General features: G+C 71.0%; 27 protein-coding genes. 11 read left to right on the plus strand and 16 right to left on the minus strand.

The window, feature by feature from the left end:
• Positions 1–16: 16 nt before the first annotated feature.
• From QA802_RS04420 to QA802_RS04495, 16 genes are all read right to left on the minus strand, one after another.
• Positions 17–670 carry an HAD family hydrolase gene (locus QA802_RS04420; RefSeq protein WP_334518270.1) on the minus strand — a complete coding sequence of 218 codons (654 nt, stop codon included), beginning with the start codon at positions 668–670 and terminating at the stop codon, positions 17–19.
• Positions 667–1,830, minus strand: coding sequence for an MFS transporter (locus QA802_RS04425; protein WP_334518272.1), 1,164 nt, complete (start codon positions 1,828–1,830; stop codon positions 667–669). The genes QA802_RS04420 and QA802_RS04425 overlap by 4 nt, the downstream gene beginning before the upstream one ends.
• Positions 1,827–3,080, minus strand: coding sequence for an ATP-grasp domain-containing protein (locus QA802_RS04430; protein WP_329407270.1), 1,254 nt, complete (start codon positions 3,078–3,080; stop codon positions 1,827–1,829). The genes QA802_RS04425 and QA802_RS04430 overlap by 4 nt, the downstream gene beginning before the upstream one ends.
• 55 nt (positions 3,081–3,135) lie before the next feature.
• Positions 3,136–3,438 carry a hypothetical protein gene (locus tag QA802_RS04435; protein ID WP_329407272.1) on the minus strand — a complete coding sequence of 101 codons (303 nt, stop codon included), beginning with the start codon at positions 3,436–3,438 and terminating at the stop codon, positions 3,136–3,138.
• A gap of 34 nt (positions 3,439–3,472) precedes the next feature.
• Positions 3,473–4,708 carry an MFS transporter gene (locus tag QA802_RS04440; RefSeq protein ID WP_329407274.1) on the minus strand — a complete coding sequence of 412 codons (1,236 nt, stop codon included), beginning with the start codon at positions 4,706–4,708 and terminating at the stop codon, positions 3,473–3,475.
• On the minus strand, positions 4,705–5,226 hold the full coding sequence (locus tag QA802_RS04445; protein ID WP_329407275.1) for a regulator: 522 nt from the start codon (positions 5,224–5,226) through the stop codon (positions 4,705–4,707). The genes QA802_RS04440 and QA802_RS04445 overlap by 4 nt, the downstream gene beginning before the upstream one ends.
• The gene (locus tag QA802_RS04450) at positions 5,223–6,065 is read right to left on the minus strand and encodes a winged helix-turn-helix transcriptional regulator (protein ID WP_319648380.1); all 843 of its coding nucleotides are present in this window, start codon (positions 6,063–6,065) and stop codon (positions 5,223–5,225) included. Before QA802_RS04450 ends, QA802_RS04445 begins: the two co-directional genes overlap by 4 nt.
• Before the next feature lie 42 nt (positions 6,066–6,107).
• A complete protein-coding gene (locus QA802_RS04455) occupies positions 6,108–6,521 on the minus strand; it encodes a hypothetical protein (protein WP_329407277.1) in 414 nt (137 codons plus the stop codon).
• Positions 6,522–6,531: 10 nt separating this feature from the next.
• The gene (locus QA802_RS04460) at positions 6,532–6,975 is read right to left on the minus strand and encodes a hypothetical protein (RefSeq protein ID WP_329407279.1); all 444 of its coding nucleotides are present in this window, start codon (positions 6,973–6,975) and stop codon (positions 6,532–6,534) included.
• Positions 6,972–7,454: a hypothetical protein gene (locus QA802_RS04465; protein ID WP_061334511.1), complete on the minus strand. Its 483-nt coding sequence runs from the start codon at positions 7,452–7,454 to the stop codon at positions 6,972–6,974. The genes QA802_RS04460 and QA802_RS04465 overlap by 4 nt, the downstream gene beginning before the upstream one ends.
• A 101-nt stretch (positions 7,455–7,555) precedes the next feature.
• Positions 7,556–7,870 (minus strand): SH3 domain-containing protein, encoded by a 315-nt coding sequence (locus QA802_RS04470; protein ID WP_319648464.1) that lies wholly within the window; start codon positions 7,868–7,870, stop codon positions 7,556–7,558.
• A gap of 181 nt (positions 7,871–8,051) precedes the next feature.
• Complete coding sequence (locus QA802_RS04475) at positions 8,052–8,801, minus strand: hypothetical protein (RefSeq protein WP_334518276.1); 750 nt, start codon at positions 8,799–8,801, stop codon at positions 8,052–8,054.
• A gap of 17 nt (positions 8,802–8,818) precedes the next feature.
• On the minus strand, positions 8,819–9,517 hold the full coding sequence (locus tag QA802_RS04480; protein WP_329407283.1) for a hypothetical protein: 699 nt from the start codon (positions 9,515–9,517) through the stop codon (positions 8,819–8,821).
• Positions 9,518–9,535: 18 nt separating this feature from the next.
• Positions 9,536–10,021, minus strand: coding sequence for a hypothetical protein (locus QA802_RS04485; RefSeq protein WP_329407284.1), 486 nt, complete (start codon positions 10,019–10,021; stop codon positions 9,536–9,538).
• Positions 10,018–10,560 (minus strand): DUF4913 domain-containing protein, encoded by a 543-nt coding sequence (locus QA802_RS04490; protein ID WP_334534322.1) that lies wholly within the window; start codon positions 10,558–10,560, stop codon positions 10,018–10,020. Before QA802_RS04490 ends, QA802_RS04485 begins: the two co-directional genes overlap by 4 nt.
• 241 nt (positions 10,561–10,801) lie before the next feature.
• A complete protein-coding gene (locus QA802_RS04495) occupies positions 10,802–11,557 on the minus strand; it encodes a DNA-methyltransferase (protein WP_329407286.1) in 756 nt (251 codons plus the stop codon).
• Between the two features lie 513 nt (positions 11,558–12,070).
• On the opposite strand from QA802_RS04495, the gene QA802_RS04500 reads away from it, so the two are divergent.
• The 11 genes from QA802_RS04500 (at position 12,071) to QA802_RS04550 (ending at position 21,719) form a co-directional block, all read left to right on the plus strand.
• Positions 12,071–13,204 (plus strand): C40 family peptidase, encoded by a 1,134-nt coding sequence (locus QA802_RS04500; RefSeq protein WP_329407290.1) that lies wholly within the window; start codon positions 12,071–12,073, stop codon positions 13,202–13,204.
• A 72-nt stretch (positions 13,205–13,276) separates the two neighbouring features.
• Complete coding sequence (locus QA802_RS04505; protein ID WP_329407291.1) at positions 13,277–13,645, plus strand: hypothetical protein; 369 nt, start codon at positions 13,277–13,279, stop codon at positions 13,643–13,645.
• A 244-nt stretch (positions 13,646–13,889) separates the two neighbouring features.
• Positions 13,890–14,198 (plus strand): DUF6112 family protein, encoded by a 309-nt coding sequence (locus QA802_RS04510; RefSeq protein WP_061334899.1) that lies wholly within the window; start codon positions 13,890–13,892, stop codon positions 14,196–14,198.
• The gene (locus tag QA802_RS04515) at positions 14,198–14,884 is read left to right on the plus strand and encodes a hypothetical protein (RefSeq protein ID WP_329407295.1); all 687 of its coding nucleotides are present in this window, start codon (positions 14,198–14,200) and stop codon (positions 14,882–14,884) included. Before QA802_RS04510 ends, QA802_RS04515 begins: the two co-directional genes overlap by 1 nt.
• Positions 14,885–14,920: 36 nt before the next feature.
• Complete coding sequence (locus QA802_RS04520; protein ID WP_329407297.1) at positions 14,921–16,297, plus strand: SCO6881 family protein; 1,377 nt, start codon at positions 14,921–14,923, stop codon at positions 16,295–16,297.
• Between the two features lie 81 nt (positions 16,298–16,378).
• Positions 16,379–17,851 (plus strand): SCO6880 family protein, encoded by a 1,473-nt coding sequence (locus QA802_RS04525; protein WP_269648192.1) that lies wholly within the window; start codon positions 16,379–16,381, stop codon positions 17,849–17,851.
• Between the two features lie 94 nt (positions 17,852–17,945).
• Positions 17,946–18,407, plus strand: a complete 462-nt coding sequence (locus tag QA802_RS04530) for a DUF6238 family protein (RefSeq protein ID WP_329407301.1) — start codon at positions 17,946–17,948, stop codon at positions 18,405–18,407.
• A 28-nt stretch (positions 18,408–18,435) separates the two neighbouring features.
• A complete protein-coding gene (locus QA802_RS04535; RefSeq protein ID WP_119581275.1) occupies positions 18,436–19,971 on the plus strand; it encodes a VirB4 family type IV secretion system protein in 1,536 nt (511 codons plus the stop codon).
• Positions 19,968–20,534, plus strand: a complete 567-nt coding sequence (locus tag QA802_RS04540; RefSeq protein ID WP_329407304.1) for a hypothetical protein — start codon at positions 19,968–19,970, stop codon at positions 20,532–20,534. The genes QA802_RS04535 and QA802_RS04540 overlap by 4 nt, the downstream gene beginning before the upstream one ends.
• A 137-nt stretch (positions 20,535–20,671) precedes the next feature.
• Positions 20,672–20,812: a hypothetical protein gene (locus QA802_RS04545; protein WP_329407306.1), complete on the plus strand. Its 141-nt coding sequence runs from the start codon at positions 20,672–20,674 to the stop codon at positions 20,810–20,812.
• Positions 20,802–21,719: a hypothetical protein gene (locus tag QA802_RS04550; RefSeq protein WP_334518283.1), complete on the plus strand. Its 918-nt coding sequence runs from the start codon at positions 20,802–20,804 to the stop codon at positions 21,717–21,719. Before QA802_RS04545 ends, QA802_RS04550 begins: the two co-directional genes overlap by 11 nt.
• Positions 21,720–21,899: the final 180 nt, after the last annotated feature.

The following is a 21,899-nucleotide window of genomic DNA, read 5'->3' on the forward strand; positions in this document are numbered from 1 at the left end:
GCGGCGCGGTGCGCGGTCAGGAACCGGTGCTGCCCGCGAGGGTGGGCAGCAACTGCCGTTCCAGGTGGGCGGGTTGGCCGGTGTAGTGGAGGGTGCGCAGGCCCAGCTGGGCGGCGGCCCGGCAGTTGTCCTCGCGGTCGTCGACGAACAGCACGCGTGCTGGCTCGGCGACGCCGGTGGCGGCCAGGGCGTGTTCGTACACGGCAGGGTCGGGCTTGCACAGGCCCAGGCGGGCGGAGTACAAGGCGTCGTCCATCAGCTCGCGCCGCCAGACGGTGGCGTCCAGGACGTCGCTGAGGTGGGCCGGGGCGTTGGAGAGCAGCACCATCGGCAGCTCCGCGGCCCGGGCGCGGTACAGGACATCGAGGACGCGCGGGTCGGTGCGGGTCCACATGGCGGTGTCGGCTGCCCGCAGGGTGCGCAGCCACCGTGGGCCGGGATGGTGTCCGAGGACCTTGGCCCAGTAGGCCAGATCGCTCAGTTCCCCTGCGTCGTACGCGTTGCGGGGAGCCCAGAAGGCGTCCTGGAACGAGCGGAGATGCCGGTCGGGCCACTCGGCGAGGTCGGCGAGACGGGTCCACATGGCGGTGCTGGGCTGGAGACCGAGGACTCCGTTGTAGTCGAGGATCAGGGCGTCCACGCCGGTCGGAGAGGCGGAGGTGCGGGTCAAGGGGTCGTTTTCTCCAGGGCTTTGGGGGCGAGCACGGCAACGCTTGCGGCGAGGAGGGCGGGCAGCAGCAGCGCGTGCGGCAGTGCGGTGACGGTGGTGAGAGCGCCGATGAGGGCGGGGCCGGCGAGCAGGCCGACGTAGCCGGTGACCGCGACGGTGGCGACCGCGCGGGGTCCGCCGGTGCCGGCGGCGGTGATCAGGCTGGGGATCGTGACGGACAGGCCCAGGCCGAAGGCCGTCCAGCCGGAGAGGGCAGAGGCGGTGGTGGAGCCGGCCAGTCCGGTGGCGAGGCCGAGCGCGGCCAAAGCGGCGCCGGTGCGCACGACGGTGGCCGCGCCGAAGCGGGCGGTGAGCCGGTCTCCGGCGAGACGGCCTGCGGCCATGGCTGCGCTGTAGCAGCCATACGCCGCGGCGCTGGTCGCGGCCGTCGCGCCGAGGTCGTGCAGGTGGACGGAGGCCCAGTCGGCAGCGGCTCCTTCGCCCAGCAGCGTGGCGGCAGCAAGCGCGCCCAGCAGCCACAATCGGCGACGGGACAACCTCCTCTGCTCGTATGAGCCCGGTGCAGCGCCGCGGTGGACGGGCTCGAGTGCGGGGCTGGCGACGGTGCGGGTGAGTCGCGTGGTCGCGCCTGCCGCAGCAGCGGCGCAAACTGCCACCGCGGCGAACAGAACGGTGTGTGAGGAGTGGGCGGTGGTGGCGGCGAGTGCGGCGCCGAGGAGGGCGCCGAGGCTGTAACTGGCGTGCAGCCGGCCCATGATGGGGCGGCCGTGGGCGTCCTGGCAGCGGACCGCTGCGGCATTGGCTGCGACATCGAGGACGCCGTGCGCGATGCCGAAGGCGAACGCCGCTGCCAGGAGGCTGTCCAGACTGGAGCAGAGCCCGAGGACGGCAAGACAGGCGGCGGGGGCTATGGCACCTCCGGTCAGCAGCGCGGGCAGACGGGCCAGGCGGGCGAGACGTCCGCCTGCCTGGAGTCCGGCGACCATGCCGAGGGCGGCGGCCAGCAGGACCAGGGCAAGCCCGGCGGTAGTCACCTCGGCGGCGTTCTGAACGGCTGGCATACGCGCGCCGAAGACGGCCATCACCACACCCAGTCCGGCGAAGTACCCGGTCAGCAGGCGGCGGCTGCGCACCAGCTCGGGTACTGCGGTCTGCCTCACGCGGCGCCCTGGCCGGTAGTCAGGGCCGTGGGCGGGACGGGGGCGACCTGGATGTCGAGGTTGCGGTACGCCTCCTGGGCGCGGGCTTCGGCGACGGCAGCGGTCGGCCCGGTGGTGATCAGGAAGCCGATGCGGGCGGTGTACAGATCGCCGCCGTCCTGTGGCAGTACAAGCGGGTCGCCGGCCTGTCGCTGAAAGCGCACGCGCTCCACTCCCCCGACGTGTGCCTTCAGGCGGCGGGCGGTGAGGGTGCCGGAGTAGGCGGGGTAGACGAAGCGGATCGCCGCCCCCTGGCGGCGGGTGGGCGTCAGGTCGGGGGTATGTCCGCAGGCGATGTCGGCGGCGGCCCGGGCGAGGTCGACGCCGGTGGCCAGGTGGACGAGGTGGCCGATCATGTCGCCGCCCAGGCGTGCATTGACCTCGATCAGCCGGGGCCGGCCGCCGACCAGGCGCATCTCGACGTGCTGCACGCCGTCGGTGATTCCCAGGGCCTTGATGGCAGCAGCGGCGGTCGGCGCCACCGTTGCGAGGAGCGGATCAGCAGCGTCGACAGTGTGGCCGGTCTCGTCGAAGTAGGGTGCGGGGCCCAGGCGCTTGCGGGTCACGGCGACGGCGGTGGTGGTGCCGCGGTGGGTGACGCATTCGACGGAGACCTCCGGTCCGTCGAGGTACTCCTCGACCAGGACGCCGCTGTCCTCGCGGCTGCGGTGTGCGCCGGCTGAGGCGAACTCGAATGCTGCGGGCAGTTCTTCGGGCCGGTCGATGCGGATCACGCCGATGCTGCCGGCCGCTGCGGCGGGCTTGAGGACGGCGGGGAAACCGAGAGTCCTCGCCGCCAGTTCAGCCTCCTGCAAGCTCCGGGCCTTCATCGAGGCGGCCGACGGCACTCCGTGGCGGGCGAACAACGTGCGGGCGGCGGCCTTGTTGCGGCAGGCCCGCATCACCTCGACGGAGTTCGCGGCCAGACCGAGGGCGCGGGCGAGGCGGGCGGTGGGGACGAGGTTCCATTCGTCCCAGGTGACGACGCCGGCAAGGGCGTGTCGTTCCGCCAGAGCCCGGCCGGCGGAGAGCAGCGCGGTGGTGTCGTTCAGGTCGGCGACGGCGTGGTCGACGATGTGCGGCTTCTCCCACGACGGCTCGGCGCCGGTCAGCAGGACGATGTCGTACGCGGAGGCCACCTGCTCAAGGCAGTAGCCGCGATCCGCCTCATCGCCCGCAGAGACGACGAGTACGAGGGGGCGAGCGGACAAGAAGGGGTTCTCCGAGTCAGTAGGCGGCAGGACGAGGGAAGAGAAAAGGTGTGTCTCAGGCGGCCCGGCGGCGGCGCAGCTCGAAAACGCCGGCCCAGCGAGGGTGGTCGTCGATCAGGCGGCGGGCGTAGAGGGCGGTGAAGTTGTTGTTCAGCCCGGCGACCCCGTACGGGAGTTGGCGGCGCAGGTCTTCGAAGAGGTCCTTGAGGCTGACCCGTGTGGCACCGGCGGCGAGGCGGCGGGCGGCCATGCGTTCCAGAGCGCGGTAGACGTTCGGATTGTGCGCGTCGAAGGCGTGGAACTGTTCGGTGATGGTGCGACCGCTCTCGCGGTTCGTCCCGAGGATCGTGGTGGGCATGAGGTTCTCCAAGGCTGGGGAAAGCGCGGCAGGGTCAGGTGCGCAGGGCGGGATCGGTGCGCAGGCGGGCGAACGCGTACAACAGGCCGAGGGCCTGCAGACCGGCGCAGACGGTGATGACGTGGCCCAGCGCGTCGGGCGGGGTGAGCGCGGTGAGTACGCCGGCGACGGGGAAGGGCAGCAGGAGGACGAGGATGGTCGCCGACAGGGTGCTGCCGAACTTCTCCGGGGGGATCAGGCGGGAGCGCAGAGTGCGCAGGACCACCGTCATGCCGCCGTCGGCCGCCATGAGGACCGCGACCAGGACCAGGTAGGACAGGTAGTCGGGGGCCTGGGCGGCGGCGAGGCAGGCGAGCGAGGCGAGGGCGGCGCAGGCGGCGCCGACCGGCCACAGGCCCCGCCGGTCGAGCGCGAAGCGGCAGAGCGTGACGCTGAGGAGCGTCGCTGCGGCGGCTGCGGACCAGACCAGGCCGACGGCCGTGGTGGACTGCCCGAAATGCTTGACAACGATTACCGGACCGGCCGCTTGGAGGAGCCCGGTGGCCAGGTTGGACAGGGTCAGCCCGGTCACGAGCCAGCCGAGCGCCGGAAGAGAGCGGATGGTGCGCCACCCGGTGAGTAGTCCGGCGCCGGACTGTCCCTTCGGCGCGCGGGCCGGGGCAACGGGTGAGGGGGGTGTGCGCAGGGCGAGCATCGCGGCGAGAAGTGAGAGCACCGTGATCACCGCGAGCATCGTCGGCGGCCCGGCGAGCAGGAGCAGTCCGGCGAGGGCGGGGCCGGCCAGGGTCGCGGTCTGGTCGATGCCGAGCAGGGCCGCCTGGACGCGGTGGGCCCGCTTTCCTGCCCGTCGGCCGGCGGCGGCGCCCGCGGTCTCGGCCGCGATGTAACTGAACTCGGTGAGCACGCCGGTCGTAGCCGCCAGCACCAACACCGTTGCGGTCGCCACGGTGCCGGACGGGTGGCAGTGGAGCAAGACCGCGCCGGCGGCGAGGGCCAGCGCGCGCCCCAGGGAGGCAAGATGGAAGACGACTGCCGCCCCGCGCCGGTCGACGATGGATCCGGCCCACCCGAACGCCGCCAGCCGCGGGATCCACTCCAGGGCGAACGCGGCGCCCGTCAGCGCGGAGGAGCGCGTGGTGGCCAGGACCAGCAGCGGGATGCCGTAGGTGGACATCGCGAACGCGAGAGCGTCCGCCGTGCGCGGCAGGTAGATGCTGCGCATCAGCCCGGCGGTGTGGCGTGCATTCCGGGGTGCAGCCGCTGTGCTCACGCGGCCGGCTCGGGCTCGGACACCTGGGTGATCTGGGGGTTGCCGGCCAGCCACTGGATCAGGAGGGTGCGGGGACGGACAAGGTCCGCTTCGGCCTCGTCGCTGGGCAGCCGCGCGGCGGCGGCCCGCTGCGGCAGGCCGTCGGCGCGCTCGGTCGCGAGCGAGGGCGCCAGGAGGTCGAGGACGTGGCGGACACGACTGCTGAACTCGCAAACCGGTGCCGGGTAGGCATGGCGTCGAGCCCAGCGCGCAGCCGCGTCGTACAGGTCGGCCAACTCCGAACCCAACTCGGTGAGTTCCAGGCCGGCGCCGGGCGCGGTCCGGACGAGACCGTGGGCGCGGGCCGCTTCGGCAGCGCGGCGCAGTTGGTGCGAGGAGAGGTCGGGGAGGGTACCGGCCAGCCGTCGCGGCGGTATCGCCCCGTTGTCGTCGATCTCGGTGACCAGGCGGATCAAGGAACGCGAAGCCAGCAGCTCGACCGCGTTGCGTACTTCGGCAGAGGTGAAAAAGGTAGTCATCGGCGCGGACCTCCCGCCGGGATGGCTGCCTTCGGCCGGGCGGCCGTGGCATGGGAGAAGAGATCGCGGTTGTGCCACGCCGGAGAGGACTCACCCGTCCGGGCCTGCGGGAGGGTTACGGGGGCCGGCCGGGACTGGCTGCTGACCCACGGCCTCGGCGCGAGCTTCGCCTGCGGATGCCCCCAGACCGGGTGCTGGGCCGCCTGGTTGAGGGGCTGTCCGGCACACCATGCGGACAGGGCGCCGAGAACGGGGCTCAGACCGTCGCCCGCCGCGGACAGCCGGTAGGGCAGGCCGAGGCCCTCGGTGTCGACCAGGCCGTCGGCGACGAGCTGTCGCAGCGGCGGGTACACGTTGGTCCAGTCGCTGCTGGGCATCACGATCCGGGCCAGGGCCCGCCCGCTGACCTCCTCGCGGGACTTCAGCACCCACAGGATGGCGGCGGCGTGCCGCCGGGTGAGCAGGGTGAGGCTGTCCTCGATCTGCTCGATCGCGGGCAGCGGGCGGTCCGCCTTCTCCAGATGCTCCTCGGCCCAGGTGACGATCACCGGCAGGACCGGCAGCAGGGCGACCCCACGCTCGGTGTGGCCGTAGGTCACATGCCGTGCGGTGTGTTCGGTGCGCTCGACGAGCCCGGCGTCGCACAGCGACTTGAGCTTGGGATGGAGCTGGCCGTTCTGCAACCAGGACACCTTGGCCGCCAGCTCGCTATAACGCTGTGGCGGGCCGGAGAGTGCCAGCAGGATCCTCACGTTCCAGCGCGGGGTGATCATAGCGAGGGCCTCGGTGACCCGGGCGATGTCGGCATCGGTGTCGGGAGGCAGCGCGGTGATGGCCAAGGGGAGGAACTCCTGGGTGAGTAAAGGGGAATTGCCAGCGGATCAGCGGCTGTGTGCGGTGCTCTGGGCCGGAAGTGGTGGAGCCGGAACGGGTGGCGAGGGAGTCGGCGGGGTCGGGGCTGGGGCCGGGACGCGGGCCAGGCTCTGCAGAACGGCGGCGACCGACTTGGCCTGGACGTCGCGGACTGCGACGGCTTCGGCGAGCTGGCGGGAGCCATCGAGGAGATGGGAGACCTCGTGTCGGCCGATCTGCCGCTCGGGGTGGATGAGCCGGGCGAGGTGGTCGCGGTGGAAGTCGATGCTCCGCTCGGCGAGGGCGAGGTCGTGGTGCATGCCGAGCAGGGCGGAGAGCATGCCGGGCGGCTGGTCCTGGGCGTGGGCTTCGAGGTCGGCGAGCGGCGCGCCGTAGAGGTCCTCGATCCGTCCGGCTATCTCGGTGGACGTGAGGTGAGACAAGCGGGGGCTTTCACGGTCGGCGGGCCCGGGCCGCCCTGGCACGCTGAAGTGCCGGGGCGGCGGACGGGGGTAGGGCTGCGGTGACCCTGAGTTGTGCCGTGCGGATGGGACGGGCCCGCTGGTCGGGTGGAGGCATGGTGCGCAGCAGCTCGCCGAGGGCGGCGCGGTAGCCGTTGCGGGCGTCCAGCGCCGCCTCCAGCCACTGCGCGTCGAAGCGGAGCTTGTCGGCCGACAGCTCGCCCATGTCGCGGTCCGGATCCATGTCCGCGCACACGCGGTCGCGGACGCGGGCGACCTGCTCCTCGGTCAGAGCCAGAAAGGAACGCAGTTCCAGGGCACGGGCGAGGGCGGGAGAGGCATCGTGGCCCACTGCCGCCTCGTACAGCTTCGAAACGGGGCTCCCGAAGACTTTCTCCAGGTCGCCGTCCATCGTGCTGGACTTGACCCTCCTCAACGGACGGGCCTTCCTGTCCGCCCCGCCGACGCCGGCGCGGGTGTACCCGCGGGTCGGTGGGGAGCGCTGGTCTGCACCGCGGGCCCGGTTCGGGGGCGAAGGCGGGCGAGCCGTTCGGCGGCGAGGTCCTTCTTGCCCGGAGCGTCCGGGTCGAGGAGCCACCGCACGACCAGGGCCCGGCCGTCGCGTGCGGTGACAGCCGCGTTCACGCTGTGGGCAAGGCCCATCGTCGGGTCGTCGACCTCGCTGGGCTGGGTTTCCAGCGCGGCGAGGAGGTCGTCCTCCGCGCGCTCGAGCAGGGACTGGGCCTCGACGAGAAGGCCGTGCCACTTGACGACGTCGGTGGCGTCAGGGTTCACGGTCGGCGCGGCGGCGACCGCGGCCTTCAACTGGTCCATGTCCATGGCGAAGCGCGCTTCGATCCGTTCGGTGAGCACGCCCACGACATCCTCAGCCTCATCGGATATGCCGTCGGACAAAAGAGAAACTCCTTTTCTAGAAAGACCGGTGCCTGGGGGGAATGCGAGGGGGCGGCCGTACCCGGCGGCTCAGCCGCTTACGGGCACCTGCTGAATACCTGTCAGTCCAGGCACATACGGGTATCGCGGTAGACGTAGGTTCCGGACACCCAGCCCTTGACGCCGGTCGACCTGTCCGTGATGTAGAGCCAGTTGCCGCTCTTCTTGTGCACGGTGAACTTGTGGCTCTTGTAAAGCACGCCGAGCGCGGTGGACTTCGTGGTGGCCTTGGACCGGATGGTCACAGCCGACGCGTGGACCTTGTACGGCAGCGGCGGCAGGGACGAACAGCTGCTCGCGGGGGCCGCAGATACCGCGGCGGGTGCCGCACTGGCGGTGGTGGCGCAGAGCACCGGCAGGGCGAGCGTGCCGAGCATCGCCGCGGATATGGCAATTCGTGTGGAGCGCATGCGGAAGAAACCTCCGTGAAGGCATAGGGATTGCGTGGAATGGCGCCGCGGGAGTTGTCCCGGCGGCTGTATAAGAGTCCGGAGAATCGCCGGTTTGGCTAACCGGCGATCGTCGGCTATGTTGCGCCGCCAGCGTCGGCTTTGGCGCTCAGCGCGAGCGGCCGGGCGGGCGTGGAGCAGGGGCCTTCGGCAGGACGGCCGGGCGGCTGGCTGCGGCTGCCGGGCGGACCGGCGGCAGGGGGCCGGCCTCGCCGGTAAGCCGGTCGTCGCACCACTGCAGGGCTTCGCCCACGGTGTCGAAGCCGCCCTCGCGCAGGGTGTGCGTCCACGCGTCGGTGTCGACCTCCTCGACCACGACGCGGAACGGGCTGGGGGCTCGCTCGTCCAGGGCGCGCAGTGCCACGACGGTGACCATGTCGTCCGGGTCGTCGCGGGTGTAGGAGTAGCCCATGGCGTAGTGGTCGCCGTCGCCCGCAAGGCGTCGCTCCAGCGCACGAGTCGCCTCGTCTGCCGGCGGTGGCCCCAGCTCGGGGTCGAGGCCGATGGCGTCCTGCGGGCAGCCGCGGTGGACGAGCCAGGACTGCGCCATCGCGGGCAGCGGCACGCCGGCCTGCTCGAAGGTGAACGTCCGCTTCTCTCGGTCCCGTTGCAGATGCACGGCGAGCAGCTGCGGCATACCAGAGTGTCCCCAGGTGGCGGTGCGGTCGAAGAGGACGTAGTAGCTGTGCGCGCCGTTGGGAGTGTGGTGTGCGGCGAGGGGGACGAGCATGTCCTCGTGGACGGCGACCTGGCGGTAGAAGTCGAGGTACACCTCCTCGTCGGCATCGAAGTCGTCCAGCTCGAAGTCGACTTGGGGGATGGGCTTCCGGGCCGGCGCCGGTTCGGTAGGGGGCAACAAGGGCCTTTCGGTGGAGTTCAGCGCCGCTGCACCGGGGTGGACGGCGATGTGCCGGGGCGAGCCGGGAGCGTGGGTGTCCGTGTCGTGGGGGTCCGCCGGGCGGCGAACAGCGCGGCGCGTCCGGCGTCGGTGAGTGCGACCGGCTGGCCGGCGTGCACGGGGTGGTCGGTATCCCTCACGACCAGGCCGGCGTCCTCCAGTCGCTGCAGCTTGGCGTGTGGGATGCGGGTGCCGGAGGCGGCGGTGACGGATATCCGGCCGGTCAGCAGGTGTTCGTAGAGCTTGGCGCCACTGGCGATGGCGAGCAGCGCGGCCTGGTCGTCCGTCGAGAGCTGCTGCGCGCCGGGCGCCGGGGCCGCTGCGGCGGCCTCGATGGGCTCCAGGGCGGCGAGTACCTTCTCGGCGGCGGCGTTCCGCGCTTCGGCGGCCTTCTCCAGCTGGTCCACGGTGCGGTCGAGGCGCGTGAACAGGGCGTCGTTGACGTCGAACTCGCCGCTGGAAAGGCAGTGGAGGAGGCGGAGGTAGAAGGTGACGCCGGTCTGGGTCTTGGCTAGCTCGCGGTGCTGGTCGACCAGGTGGGAGTGTGGCTCGTCGAGGATGCCGCGGTCGCGGTAGGCCCACAGGGTGTCGATGTCGTGGCCTGTGGCGGCTTCGAGGCGGTGGTCGAGCGGGGAGACCGCACGCCGGGCTGGTGTCGGCGCGGGTTCAGGGGGCATAGGCGAGGTTCCGTGCGTTCAGCGGGTGTGGTGGTGTGCGGGGTTGTGTGCGGGACGGGGCAGACCCGGCATTGCGGTGGGCGGTGGACCGGGCCGGGGCGCGGGAGTGTGGGTGGTCAGCTGCGGGGAGCAGGAGCGTGCCGCGTGGGTGCGGGCGCTCAGCGGGCGGCGGGTCATCCCCAGGCGGCGGCCGACCTCGTCGTAGACGTCGTTGCCCGCGCGCGGCCGGATAGCGACGACGTGGATCTCCTTCGGGTGCGCGGACTCCGCGGGCGCCGGGCGGACGCCGTAGACGACGCGCCAGTCCTTGCGCGAGTCCACGAACAACTTGCGGTAGCCCTCCAGGTCACCGTCGAGGCGCAGTCCGAAGCGCTGTGCGTTCACGACTTCCTGCAGGTAGGCGAGGGTGAGGTCGCGGATATCGCTGGGGGCTTGGAGGAGATCGGTCAGCGCGCGGGGGTCGAAGCTCAGTCCGAAGGCGGGCTGTCCCTGTCCCGCGGTCATGACGTCGGCTCTGCAGGCCCGTCGGCTTCCGCCGTGGACGCCGTCTCCGTGCGCGCGGACGGCGGCGGGCCGGGCAGAAGGCGGTGCGCGGGCCGGTCGGGAGAGGTCATGCAGGCCGACAGCGGACCGCCCGGTGCGCGGACGGCCGCAAGGGCGTGGGTGAGGAAGTCCCGGTGCCACACGAACAGGCCGCTCAATCCGGCTTCGGGGTCCTTGTGTTGCTGGTAGGCGAGCCACAGGGCGTGGAGCCAGGCCACGACGTCGTCGTGCTCCTGCCACTGCAGGCACCAGGGCGCTGCGGTGGTGACCTCCGACCCGTACACCGGGAGGAAGAAGTCGTCGATCCAGTCCGACAAGGCGTCGAGTTCGTCTTCGCGTTCCTCCCCGTCGAGTTCCAGGATCGGGCGGGGCTCCGGCGGAGCGGCGGCAGGCGGCCCGCCGAGCCCCGGCATGCCGAACGCGGCGAACGGCGATCCGCTCGGCTCCGGGGCGGACGCGAGGTGGTCGAGTTGCTGCGCCTGTTGCGCCGACTGCTCCATGAGCCGTCGGACGCTCGCCTCGATTCCTTCCAGCTGTGGATCGGGAATGCGTACCGGCTCCAACTCCCCATCGTCAGGGGGTTTTATGGGTTCGGGCATGAAGAAGTTGGGCCTCCTACGAGACGCGGAATGTAAGGAAGACGGAAGCGGCAATGCTCGGACCGCCGACGGGTGACAAGTCCACTTTCGCCGGATTGCCGACTAGGGCGCCGGTCGCCTTGACGGGAAGCGCGCTCGCGGCTCAGGCGGTGAGAACCACGTCGTCTTGCGTGCGGGTCTCGCGGATCGTCTCGGTGAGCCGGTCAGCCGCGATCGCCGCGTAGTGCTCGGTCTTCTCCACGCCGATGAAGTCCCTGCCTTCCAGCAGAGCGGCCACCCCCGTGGAGCCGGAGCCGGCACAGAAGTCGAGCACCGTACCGCCCTCAGGACTGATCTTGACCAGCTCGCGCATCACCTCGACGGGCTTCTGCGTGATGTGCTGACGCTTCGCCCCCGAGGGCTGCGAGGCCGAGTACAGACCGGGCAGATAGACGGGGTTCCGGGAGCCGTCGATCGCCCCCTTGCTGGCCCAGACGATGAATTCACAGTTCTGGGTGAACCGGCCCTTCTGGGGCCTGGCCTGCGGCTTGTGCCAGGCCAGTACCCCGCGCCACAGCCACCCTGCCGCCTGGATCGCATCCGTCGTGATCGGGAGTTGACGCCAGTCGGTGAACAGCAGAGCGGTCCCGCCGGTCTTGGTGAGGCGGTGGGCTTCGGTCATGATCTGCGTCAGCCAGAACCCGTAGCTGCGCTGGTCCATGTTCTCGCCGGTGAAGTCCGGCAGGGTGTGCTGGGCGTCGGCGGAAGTGTACTTCTGCTTCGCGGAGCGGGTGGTGCGCTCCTTCGCGGTCCTACCGCCCGAGTTGTACGGCGGATCGGTAATGACGGAGTCGACGCAGCCGTCCGGAAGGCCGGCGAGAACATTGAGGGCGTCGCCCTGGTGCAGGGAAAAAGGCAAAGAGGAACCCCTATTCGGTGCGGAGTCGCGGAGAGAACTCACCGCCTCGCACAGAAATCCTCGCGGGCCGGAAGTGGGCATGCAGAAGCCCAGGGCCACAGACCGAGGAAGGCGAGGGGGGAGTCCAAAAACTGTAGAGGCGAAAACGCCGACGACCAAAAAGCTGGCGTGAGGTGCCGGATTCCGATACCTCACGCCAGCTTTTTGGTCAACCGCCGATCTGGGCCTACTGTTTTTGAACCGCCCGGCGCACACCGCCGCTGACTACTCCCCTGCCCCACCTCACGGAGGTACCCCTTTGCCCCGGCACACCTAGCTCACCGCCCGGCCACGCGGAGCGAGCGGCAACTCGCCACACCGGCCCGCCTTGATCGCCCACCCCGGCCGCCGCGCCCTTCCCATCACGCCTCGCGCACGCGGCACGGCCGGACACTGCACCCCGAAGGACACGCTCATGACGTCTCGCCACCCACCCACGCCCGAAAGCCCTGACCGGCGAGCGATCCGCTCCGGTTGAAGGCGCTCGCCGCCGGCATCGGCGTCGTCTTCCTCTCCCCGATCCTGATCGCCGGCACCGGCATGATGCTGGCCTCCTCCGCCGACGCCGTGCAGAGCAGCAGCTCCTTCAGCAGCTGCCTCACCGACATCGACACCGACGAGGTCGCCGAGCAGGTCACCAAGATTCTCGACGGCGCGTCCGGCAAGAACGTCCACGTCGAGGGCCTGGACCTGCCCGCCGAACAAGTCCCCAACGCGGCGACGATCGTGGCCGCCGGCCTCTCGCTCGACGTCCCCAGGAAGGGACAGATCATCGCGCTCGCCACCGCGATGCAGGAGAGCCGGCTGCGCAACCTCAACTACGGCGACCGGGACTCGCTCGGCCTGTTCCAGCAGCGTCCCTCCCAGGGCTGGGGCAGTGCCCAGCAGATCCGCGATCCGGTCTACGCCTCCGAGCAGTTCTACAAGCACTTGCTCAAGGTGAGCGGCTGGCAGCAGATGACCGTCCCCCAGGCCGCCCAAGCCGTGCAGAGATCCGCCTACCCCGACGCGTATGCGCAGTGGGAGAGCCTGGCCACCGCGCTGCAGGATGCCATCGCCAAGACCTTCCCGGGCGGCGGCACCGACGCGGACAACGAGGACGCAGACCAGGGCGAGCAAGCATCGACCGGCACGAGCGGCTGTGCTCCGGGCCAGGACGGTTCCGGCTTCGGCCGTATCCCCGAGGGAAGCGTCCCGAAGGGCTACGCGATCCCTAAGGACGCCGATCCGAAGGCGCGCAAGGCCATCGAGTGGGCGATGCACCAGCTCGGCACGCTCTACCAGTGGGGCGGCACCTGCACCAACGCGCATGGTCCTGACCCGATGGGCCGTTGCGACTGCTCCAGCCTGATGCAGCAGGCGTACGCACATGCAGGCGTCACTCTCACCCGCACCACGTATACGCAGGTCAACGAGGGCAAGGCGGTCTCGCCAGCCCAACTCAAGCCCGGCGATCTGATCTTCAGCCGCGGCACCGCCGCCCGCCCTGAGCACGTCGGCATGTACATGGGCGAGGGCCTCGTGATCGAGGCGCCGCGCACCACCAAGCCGGTCCGGATCACTCCGATCAAGGACTGGACGATTCTCGCCGCCCGCCGCGTTCTCTGACGCCGGCCGGGGCGCGAGGGCCCCGGCGCACCATCTCTGACCGAGATTCCCCCAACAGTACGGAGCATCTTCTTGATAACCCGCCCCCGCGCCCCGCGTGCCCTCGCGGCAGCCTCTCTGGGCCTGGCCGTCGCCGCCGGCGGCCTCGCCACCGCCACCGCAGCACAGGCGTACGACACCGGCACCACCACCATCAGCTGCAGTGCGGTCAAGGTGCGCAAGGCACCGTCGAAGACGTCCACGGTCTTGGGCATCGGCTACAGGCACGACAAGGTCGTCTACGACCAGTGGGTCTACAAGAAGGCCGAGAAGACCTGGTACACGCGCGGCACCGTCACCCGGAAGTCGGACGGCAAGAAAATCGGCCGCGGTTACATGATCTACAACTGCGCGAACCCGTACAAGACCAACCCCGCTCCGAAGCCGCCGATCCCGAAGTAGGGGTCTTCCACTGCCGGTTCGGCCCCTGAGCCGGCGCCTTCGCCGGGAGCACCGGCTCGGTCCGCAGCCTCGGCGCGGCACCTGCTGCGTCCTCGTGCGAGCGATGCCGTCTCTTCGCGGACGCCGCCCGGCCAGCCCGTGCATCCACGGTGTCTGCCCTCCCTTTCTACGAGGCGCTGCCTCGTTCCTCCCTTTCCTTCTGTGATTCCCGCGCGCCAAATTTCGGCGCGCCCAAGGAGCTTCCTTGCCCCTACTCGAAACCGTGCAGTACCTGGCCTACGATCCCGGCATCACGCCGTCGGGCGGTGGCCTGCCCGGCCTGAGCGTGCTGAAGAACGTCGTCAACTCGATCAACCTGTTCGGCATCATCGCCGTCGTCGGCGCCCTCGCTGTGTCGCTCGGCGTGTGGGCTTGGGGACACCACACGGGCGGTCACCAGGCCGAGGCCAACGGGAAGAAGGGCGCGGTCGTGGCCGCGGGCGCCGCCCTGGGCCTGGGCGCCGCGAACGGCATCGTCGCGTTCTTCTCGACCCTCGGGTCGCAGGTGCACTGATGAAGAAACGACTCCCCTCCCTGTCGTCGTATGGCAGTGGCTGGTCGGCCAACCGGCGCATCGCGATCGTCGCCTCCGCCGTCGCAGTCCTGCTCGCCGTCGCCGGGATCGTCGCCCTGCTGACCGGCGGCGGCAACGGCCACCAGGCCCCGGGCACCGCCGCGCCTACCCCGAGTGGCAGCCCGTCCTCCTCCGAGGCCGCCCCCAAGCCTTCCTCCGGATCCGGGTCGGTGTCCCAGCCTCCGCAGATCGCCGAACCGGTCGCCTACGCCAAGGCGGCGGCCCAGATGCTGTGGTCCTACGACACCCGCGACACCAGCCGCGACCAACAACTCGCCGGCATGCGCGCCTGGATGACCACGGAGACCACGTACACCGACTGGGCCTCGGTCTCTGGCCAAGTGCCCGATCCGGTGCTGTGGTCGCGGATGGCCGACCAGGACCAGCACGCCACCGCCAGCGTCACCGAGGGCCACTACCCCTCCGCGTTCAAGCAGGCGCTGGCCGACGACCCGTCCGCGATCACCGAGGCGTACATCTACGTCGTCACCGTCAACGGCACGCAGCAGATCGCCTGGAAAAAGGGCGGCGGCGGAGCCGAGGAACGGGCCGTGACCCTCGCCGTCCAGTGCCGCCCGAATCACGACTGCACCCTGGCCGCCATCGCCCCGAGCGTCACGCAGTGACCCGCGCCTGAGACAAGAAAGGAGGAGTAACTCCTCGTGGGTTTCTGTGATTTCCCCCTGGCAGACAAGCTGTGCGCCGTCGGCGACGCAGTCGATTTCGCCTCGGACCCCGGCAAGGCCATCGGTGACTGGATGGCGAAGTCCGCCGGTGAACTGGCCGCCGCCGCAGCCGATCTGGCCGCCGAGGCCGTCAACACCACCACGAAGGTCGACCTCAACGCGTCGTGGTTCGTCGACAACTACGAGATGCTGCTGCCTCTGGGCCTGGTCCTGCTGGTCGCCACATTCTGCGCACAACTGGTCCGGGCCGCCATCCGACGCGACGGACAAGCCCTGGCACAAGCGTTCACCGGCACCATGAGCGGCGTCCTGTTCGCCTTCTGCGCCATCGCCTTCACCACGGTCGCCGTCGAAGTGGTCGATGCCGTCAGCGACGGCCTGTTCAAGACCGCCCACCTGAACATCGAGTCGGCCGTGCGACGCATCGTGAAGGTCAACCAGATCGCGAGCCTGTCCGGGATGGGCTGGCTCGTTGCGGTTGTCGCCGGCCTTGGTGCCGCCGTCGGTGCCTTCCTCTACTGGTGCGTGATGATGGTCCGCAAGGTCGGCATCCTCGTCATGGTCACGCTGGCTGTCTTCGCGTCCGCCGGCGGCGGGTGGGAGGTCGCGCGGCGCTGGCGCAAGGGCTGGATCGAGGCCACCGCCACCCTCGTCGTCTCCAAGCTCCTGATGACCGTGATCTTCGTCCTCGGTATCGCCGCCATGGGCAAAACCGAGGCCAAGGACGGCATCGCCGCTCTGGCCGACGTCATGTCCGGCATCGTGATCATGATCCTGGTGCTGCTGTGCCCCTACGCCGTCTTCAAGTTCGTGCACTGGGCGGCCGACGGGACCGACGGCGAGTCCATCCACCGTGCCGGTGGCGCCGGAGCGCAGATCGCCAAGGCGCATGCCGAGAACGCCGCCCGCAAGGCCGCCGCGGCTGCGGCCACCGCCGGAACCGGTGGCGCTGCAGCCGGAGCAGGCGCCGCACCGCAGGGGCCCGACGCCGCTGGCGGTGGCGGTTTCCCCGGCGACGTCGCCGCCAACCCGACCGGCGGCGGAGGAGGCAAGGAAGGTTCGCAGGACGGCGGTACGGGCATCTCGCCCGGTGGCGACGCGGTCAAGTCCGGTCTGGAGAAAGCCGTCCAGCCCGCGCCGACGAGCGTGTCCGACGACACCAGCGGCCAAGTGGGCGGCAGCCCAGGGCCGGGCGGGCCCGGAGCGAACGCCGCCTCCGGCCAGGGCAGCGGATGGCAGTCCGCGCCGCCGACCACCACCGCACCGCCGCAGGGCGCACCTCCGCCCTCCGGCTCACAGAACGCCACGTCCAGTGGGTCGGCCTCACCCTCTCCGCCGCCGACCGGCCTCTGATCCCTTGCCCGTCCACCGGGGGCGGGACTTGCGCTGCACCTCCCGCCCCCGGGTTCCCCCGCGTCTCCAGGACCCGCCCCTTTGACTGATCTCTCCGTCGCCCCGGTCACGGTGAAGTTCCCGCACCGGTCCCGCCGCGGCATCCTCCTCGGCCTCTCCCTGCCCCAACTCATCCTCGTCTCCTGCACACTGGCGCTCCTGCTGATGACGGTGGTCTCCACCGGACTGCTCGGCGCCGTCGCCCTGGCCCCGCTGTGGGCGGCATCCGGTGCGCTCGTCACAATCCGCCGGCACGGCCGCTCCCTCATCGACTGGGCACCGATCGTCGCCCGCTACGCACACCGCCGCCGCACCGGCCAGACCCTCTGGCTCGCCCGGCCCGTCACCCGGCCCCGGCAGGACGGCATCCTCCACCTGCCCGGCACCACCGCCTCCCTCAAGGTGGTCACCCCCGGCGACTCCGTCAACGGCGCCGCGGCCGTGCACGACCCGCAACAGCAGACCCTGACCGCCATCGCCCGCGTCACCAGCCGCGCCTTCGCCCTCCTCGACCCCGCCACCCAGAACCACAACGTGAGCAGTTGGGGACGCGCGCTCGCGGGTATCGCCCGCACCGGGCACGTCGCCACTGTGCAGGTGCTGGAACGCACCGTCCCCGACTCGGGCGACACCCTCACCCGCCACTGGACCCACAACGGGCAGCCCCAGACTCCCGTCGCCGGACAGATCTACTCCGAGCTGGTCTCCTCGGCCGGCCCTGCCGCCGCCCCGCACGAGACCTACCTCGCCATCTCCCTCGACCTCAAGGCCGCCCGGCGCCTGATCAACCAGGCCGGCGGAGGGCTGCCCGGCGCGTTCACCGTCATGGAGCAGACCAGCGCATCCATCGCCCAGGCCGCGCGCAACGCCGGACTCCAGGTCACCGGATGGCTGACCGCGAGGGAGATCGCCGCCGTCATCCGCACCGCCTACGACCCAAAGGCGCTCGCCGCCCTCCAGCAGTGGTCCGAGACCGGCCGCGCCGAGGCCGACCCCGCAGCCGCCGGGCCCGTCGTCCAGTTCGAGGAGTACGACCGGCTCGCCACCGACAGCGCACGGCACGCAACGTACTGGGTGGAGAACTGGCCGAGGACGGAGATGGGGGCCGGGTTCCTGCACGGGATCATGTTCACGGCCGGCGTGCGGCGCAGCCTCTCCCTTATATACGTGCCGCAGGGACTCGAGTCCGCGCTGCGAGACGTCCAGCGGAAGAAGGCGGCGATCATCGCCGACGCCAACGAGAGGGCCCGCCGGGGGCAGGTCGACAGCGAGGAAGACTCCGTCGAGTACGCCGACGTCAAGCAGCGTGAGCGCCAGCTCATCGCCGGACATGCCGACGTGGCCCTGACCGGCCTGGTCACCGTCACCGCCGAGACCGACGCCCTCCTGGACGCCGCCTGCGCACAGATCGAGACCCACGCCGTCACCTCCGGGGTCGATCTGCGACGGCTCAACTACCAGCAGCCGGACGCCTTCGCCCTCACCGCGCTCCCACTCGCCCGGACCGCCCTGTGAGCCGGGCCCGTCCCCGCCGGTCAGCGCCGTGGCGCCCGCCGCTCTTCGAACATCCGTCACCGCCCCTGCCTGCCGGCAGGAAGGACCACCACCTTTGACCTCGCCCACGCGTCCGGACGACGCGCACCCCTACCTCCGCGCCGCAAGCGCCGGCTTCCGCCACCACACCCGGGCCCTGGCACCGTCGGACGCGAACCCGCCCCGGCCAGCGGACCGCGTGCACGTTGACGTGCTGCACGCCCACCTCACCGCCCTGCACCAGCTCATGGACCGGCTCGCCGAAAACACCCGGCCTGCGCACCCCGCCGCCGGCCGCCACCTCGCCACCGCGCACACCCGCCTCTGGCAGGCCACCAGCGAGGTCCACTCCGCCTTCCACCTGCTGCCCAACAGCGCAGCAGCAGAAGCCGAGTCGAGCGCATGCCATCCGGAGCGGCTTCCTGAGGGACCGCCCGTGCTCACGATCTGCCAGCGCCACCTCGCCGCCGGGCATGTCATCCGCCGCAAGACCACCCCCACCGACCTCCGCCCGCACACCACAGCCTGCGTGCGATGAGCACTACCCGCAGAAACGAGGGCCACCGATGAACCACCGGCCCGCCCGCCGCGCCCGCCGCGCCTCCGCCAGCCCGCTCTTCACCCCCCACGGCACCGATCGCGCCAGCCGCAAGGCCGCCCGTCGCCAGCTCGCCGAGGCCACCGCCAAGGCCCGCGCGCAAGCCAGTGCCCACCAGAGTGAGAGCACGTCCGCCGCCCACGAGATGCCCACCGCGCTCTACCCGGCGAACGGACGTCCCGGACCCGCCTCCGCGCGTCACAACCGGCTGAAGCTGCCCGCCCACCGCATGACCACCGCGGTCGCGGCCGGTGCCTATCCCTTCTTGGCCGAAGGGGGACTCGGCGCCGAGGGCATCTACATCGGGCGCGATGTCCACGCCGAGGCCAGCTTCGTCTTCGATCCGTTCGCTCTGTACGGCAAGGTCGAGGGATTCACCAACCCGAACCTCTTGCTCGCCGGGGTCATCGGCCAGGGCAAGAGCGCGCTCGCCAAGTCCTTCGCGCTGCGTTCGGTGGCCTTCGGATACCGCGTCTACGTCCCGTGCGACCCGAAGGGCGAATGGACGCCGGTGGCACAAGCCCTCGGTGGCCGGTCCGTCGCTCTCGGCCCCGGACTGCCCGGACGACTGAACCCCTTGGACGCGGCCCCGCGCCCGCACAGCGTCTCCGAGGACGACTGGGTCGGCGAGATCCGCAAACGGCGCCTGCTCCTGCTCGGCTCCCTGGCCCGGACGGTCCTGGGCCGGGACCTGATGCCCATGGAGCACACCGCCCTGGACGTCGCCCTGGACGCCGTCGTCACCCGCGCCGTCCACACTGGCCGCACCCCGCTGCTCGGCGATGTCGCCGCCACCCTCAACAACCCCAGTGCGCTCGACGAGGCCGCCGGGATGATGTCGGGCCAACTCGGCGACGCCGCCCGCGACCTGGCCCACGCCATGCGCCGCCTCGTCCACGGTGACCTGGCCGGCATGTTCGACGCCCCCTCCACCGTCGCCTTCGACCCGAACGCACCGATGCTCACCATCGACCTCTCCCGGCTCGGCGGATCCGGCGACGACACCGCCCTCGTCCTGGCGATGACCTGCGCGAGTGCCTGGATGGAGTCCGCCCTCTCCGACCCGTCCGGCGGCCGGCGCTGGATCGTGTACGACGAGGCGTGGCGGTTGATGCGGCACGTCGGCCTGCTGCAGCGCATGCAGGCCCAGTGGAAGCTCAGCCGCGGCCTCGGCATCGCCAACCTCATGGTGATCCACCGGCTGTCTGACCTGCTCACCGCCGGCGACGCCGGATCACAAGGCCGGGCCTTGGCCGAGGGCCTCCTCGCCGACTGCAGCACCCGCATCATCTACCGCCAGGAGACCGACCAACTCCACGCCGCGGCCTCGCTGCTCGGCCTGACCTCCGTCGAAATGGACGCCATCGCCCACCTCAACCGAGGGCGTGGCCTGTGGAAAGTCGCCGGACGATCTTTCATCGTGCAGCACCTCCTGCACGCGTACGAGCTGGCACTCTTCGACACCGACGCCCGAATGCATAAAAAAGCCGTAAAAGACTCATGAAACCTGATATCCGGCGTGAGCTGATCCCGCGCGCCACCACGCTCCACCTCATCGACGCGCTCAACGCCGTGAGGGGCAAACTCTCCGGCGCGTTCGAGCAGTGGGAGCTGCTGGACGACACCGGTCGCGTCCCGGCCTCGCCGTCCTACACCGCGCTTCTCCAGCACGTCACCGGCGCACAGACGCTCGCCCGTGATGTCGTCCAGCTGACCGCGGACTTCGCCCGGACCACCTCCAGTACGAACCGTGCCGGCAGCGCCGTCCTCGCCCATCTGGCGTCGGCGGTCACCCTGTCGAGCCAGGCCGTACCGCACTTCGCCGAGACCGCACAGACCGCGCTCTCACCGCCCCGGCCGCACAGCGAGAACGACAGCTACGTCCGTGACAACCGCATGGTCGTCGAACACGCGACGGCGCGTGCCTGTCTGCGGCGCGCGGCACAGGCGCTCGGTGACGCAGTCCAGGAACTCACCGACCACCTCGACTTCCACCGCTTCTTCCTCACGCCCTCCCACCGCCAGAGCCCGGTACCGCCGCCCAAACCGCGCGGTCGCCACCGCTGACCCGGACCGGCCCCACCCTTTCAAGGAGCCCTCTGAACCGCCCCGCCCACCTCAGCGACGCCGACTGGGCCGACTACCAGCAGTGCCAGGCCGAGCACGACGACCTCATCGCACAAGTCGCCGAACGCGAAGCCCAAATGGAACACGACCTGATCGCCGCCTACGACGACTACGAACTCGATTTCGCTCCCGTGCCGAAGCCCGAAGCCGACCCCGCACGCCGGACACCCCCGTCCCACCACGCGTCGGCCTCCCGCAGGAGGAACCGTGGCCGCTGACCAGGAGAACACTCCAGAGGCCCGCCGCGCGGCTGCGCTCGCACCGCTTCCCGACCACCGCAACGTGGACACCCCGTGGTGGCAGGAGCTGTGGCGCCGCCACGCGCACATCACCACGCCACTGCGAGAGCGCGGGCTGGAGTGCGACATCGAGTTCGGCCTCAGCGCCTACATCGTGCGCGTATCCCTCCCCGACGGCAGTTGCCTGATCATCGGTCCGCCGCAGGAGCCCCCCTCCGACCGCCCGCCGGGAAGTCCGGAGGGCTGGATCGCGACCCGCGAGCACCCCGACGACCCGTCGCTGTCCGAGGTCCTCTACGACTCGGCACCCTCCGACGACCCCGGTGCACCCCAGCGGCCCGAAGCCCGGCACGGCGGCAGCGCCCAGCCCCTGATCGAGGCGATCGACCATCGCCTCGATCAGCTCGGACTGCTGCCAACTCCCTCCTCGCCCACCGCCCGTACGCCCGTGTCCGCAGCCGAGCCGGCGCCCCGCGCCCCCGAGCCCGCGGACGTCTCCGGCAACGCGGACCGCACCTTCGTCTACGGCGACGCACTCCTCGCTCTCACCGACCGGCTCAACGCCACCGAGTCACCTGCGGACGCCGCCGCCCTGCTGCACCAGATCCTGGACCCCACCAGCGGCCTGCTGGAACGGCTCGGCGAGTTCTTCGAAGCAGCCGCGGAAAAGGCCAAGGAATCCGAGCAGGACGACGGATTCGACCTCCACTACGACCTTCAGGACGCGGCGGCCACCCTGCGCAGTCTCGGCGAGGACCTGCACACCGCTGTCGACCGCATGCGTGCCCTGGCCCCCGCGCGCCGGACCACCCGGGCCGGTCTCCCGCCGGGTCCGAGCCCGGGGCCACCGACGGCGACCACCGCCGTGCCCGGCCGCACCCGGTGAACCAGGCACACCCGACGCTCGCCGCGCCCTCGCCCGGCTCAAAGACCAGGAATGTGCCGCCTTCCCGAAATGGCGAGGTCCACCAGCCGCAGGCCCCACGTCGTGGACTTCCGCCCGGCAGGCAGGTGGCCCGGACGGCGGTCGGCGTCGCCTCCGGGGAGGTACACGGTGCGCTATCTC

Source organism: Streptomyces sp. B21-105 (assembly GCF_036898465.1).
Classification (GTDB): domain Bacteria; phylum Actinomycetota; class Actinomycetes; order Streptomycetales; family Streptomycetaceae; genus Streptomyces.

Excerpts from the sequence above, each read along its gene's own strand:
- QA802_RS04435 (WP_329407272.1), bottom strand. The coding sequence starts at position 3,438 with ATGCCCACCACGATCCTCGGGACGAACCGCGAGAGCGGTCGCACCATC.
- QA802_RS04445 (WP_329407275.1), bottom strand. The coding sequence starts at position 5,226 with ATGACTACCTTTTTCACCTCTGCCGAAGTACGCAACGCGGTCGAGCTG.
- QA802_RS04470 (WP_319648464.1), bottom strand. The coding sequence starts at position 7,870 with ATGCTCGGCACGCTCGCCCTGCCGGTGCTCTGCGCCACCACCGCCAGT.
- QA802_RS04480 (WP_329407283.1), bottom strand. The coding sequence starts at position 9,517 with ATGCCCCCTGAACCCGCGCCGACACCAGCCCGGCGTGCGGTCTCCCCG.
- QA802_RS04485 (WP_329407284.1), bottom strand. The coding sequence starts at position 10,021 with ATGACCGCGGGACAGGGACAGCCCGCCTTCGGACTGAGCTTCGACCCC.
- QA802_RS04490 (WP_334534322.1), bottom strand. The coding sequence starts at position 10,560 with ATGGAGCAGTCGGCGCAACAGGCGCAGCAACTCGACCACCTCGCGTCC.
- QA802_RS04515 (WP_329407295.1), top strand. The coding sequence starts at position 14,198 with ATGAAGAAACGACTCCCCTCCCTGTCGTCGTATGGCAGTGGCTGGTCG.
- QA802_RS04535 (WP_119581275.1), top strand. The coding sequence starts at position 18,436 with ATGAACCACCGGCCCGCCCGCCGCGCCCGCCGCGCCTCCGCCAGCCCG.
- QA802_RS04540 (WP_329407304.1), top strand. The coding sequence starts at position 19,968 with ATGAAACCTGATATCCGGCGTGAGCTGATCCCGCGCGCCACCACGCTC.
- QA802_RS04545 (WP_329407306.1), top strand. The coding sequence starts at position 20,672 with ATGGAACACGACCTGATCGCCGCCTACGACGACTACGAACTCGATTTC.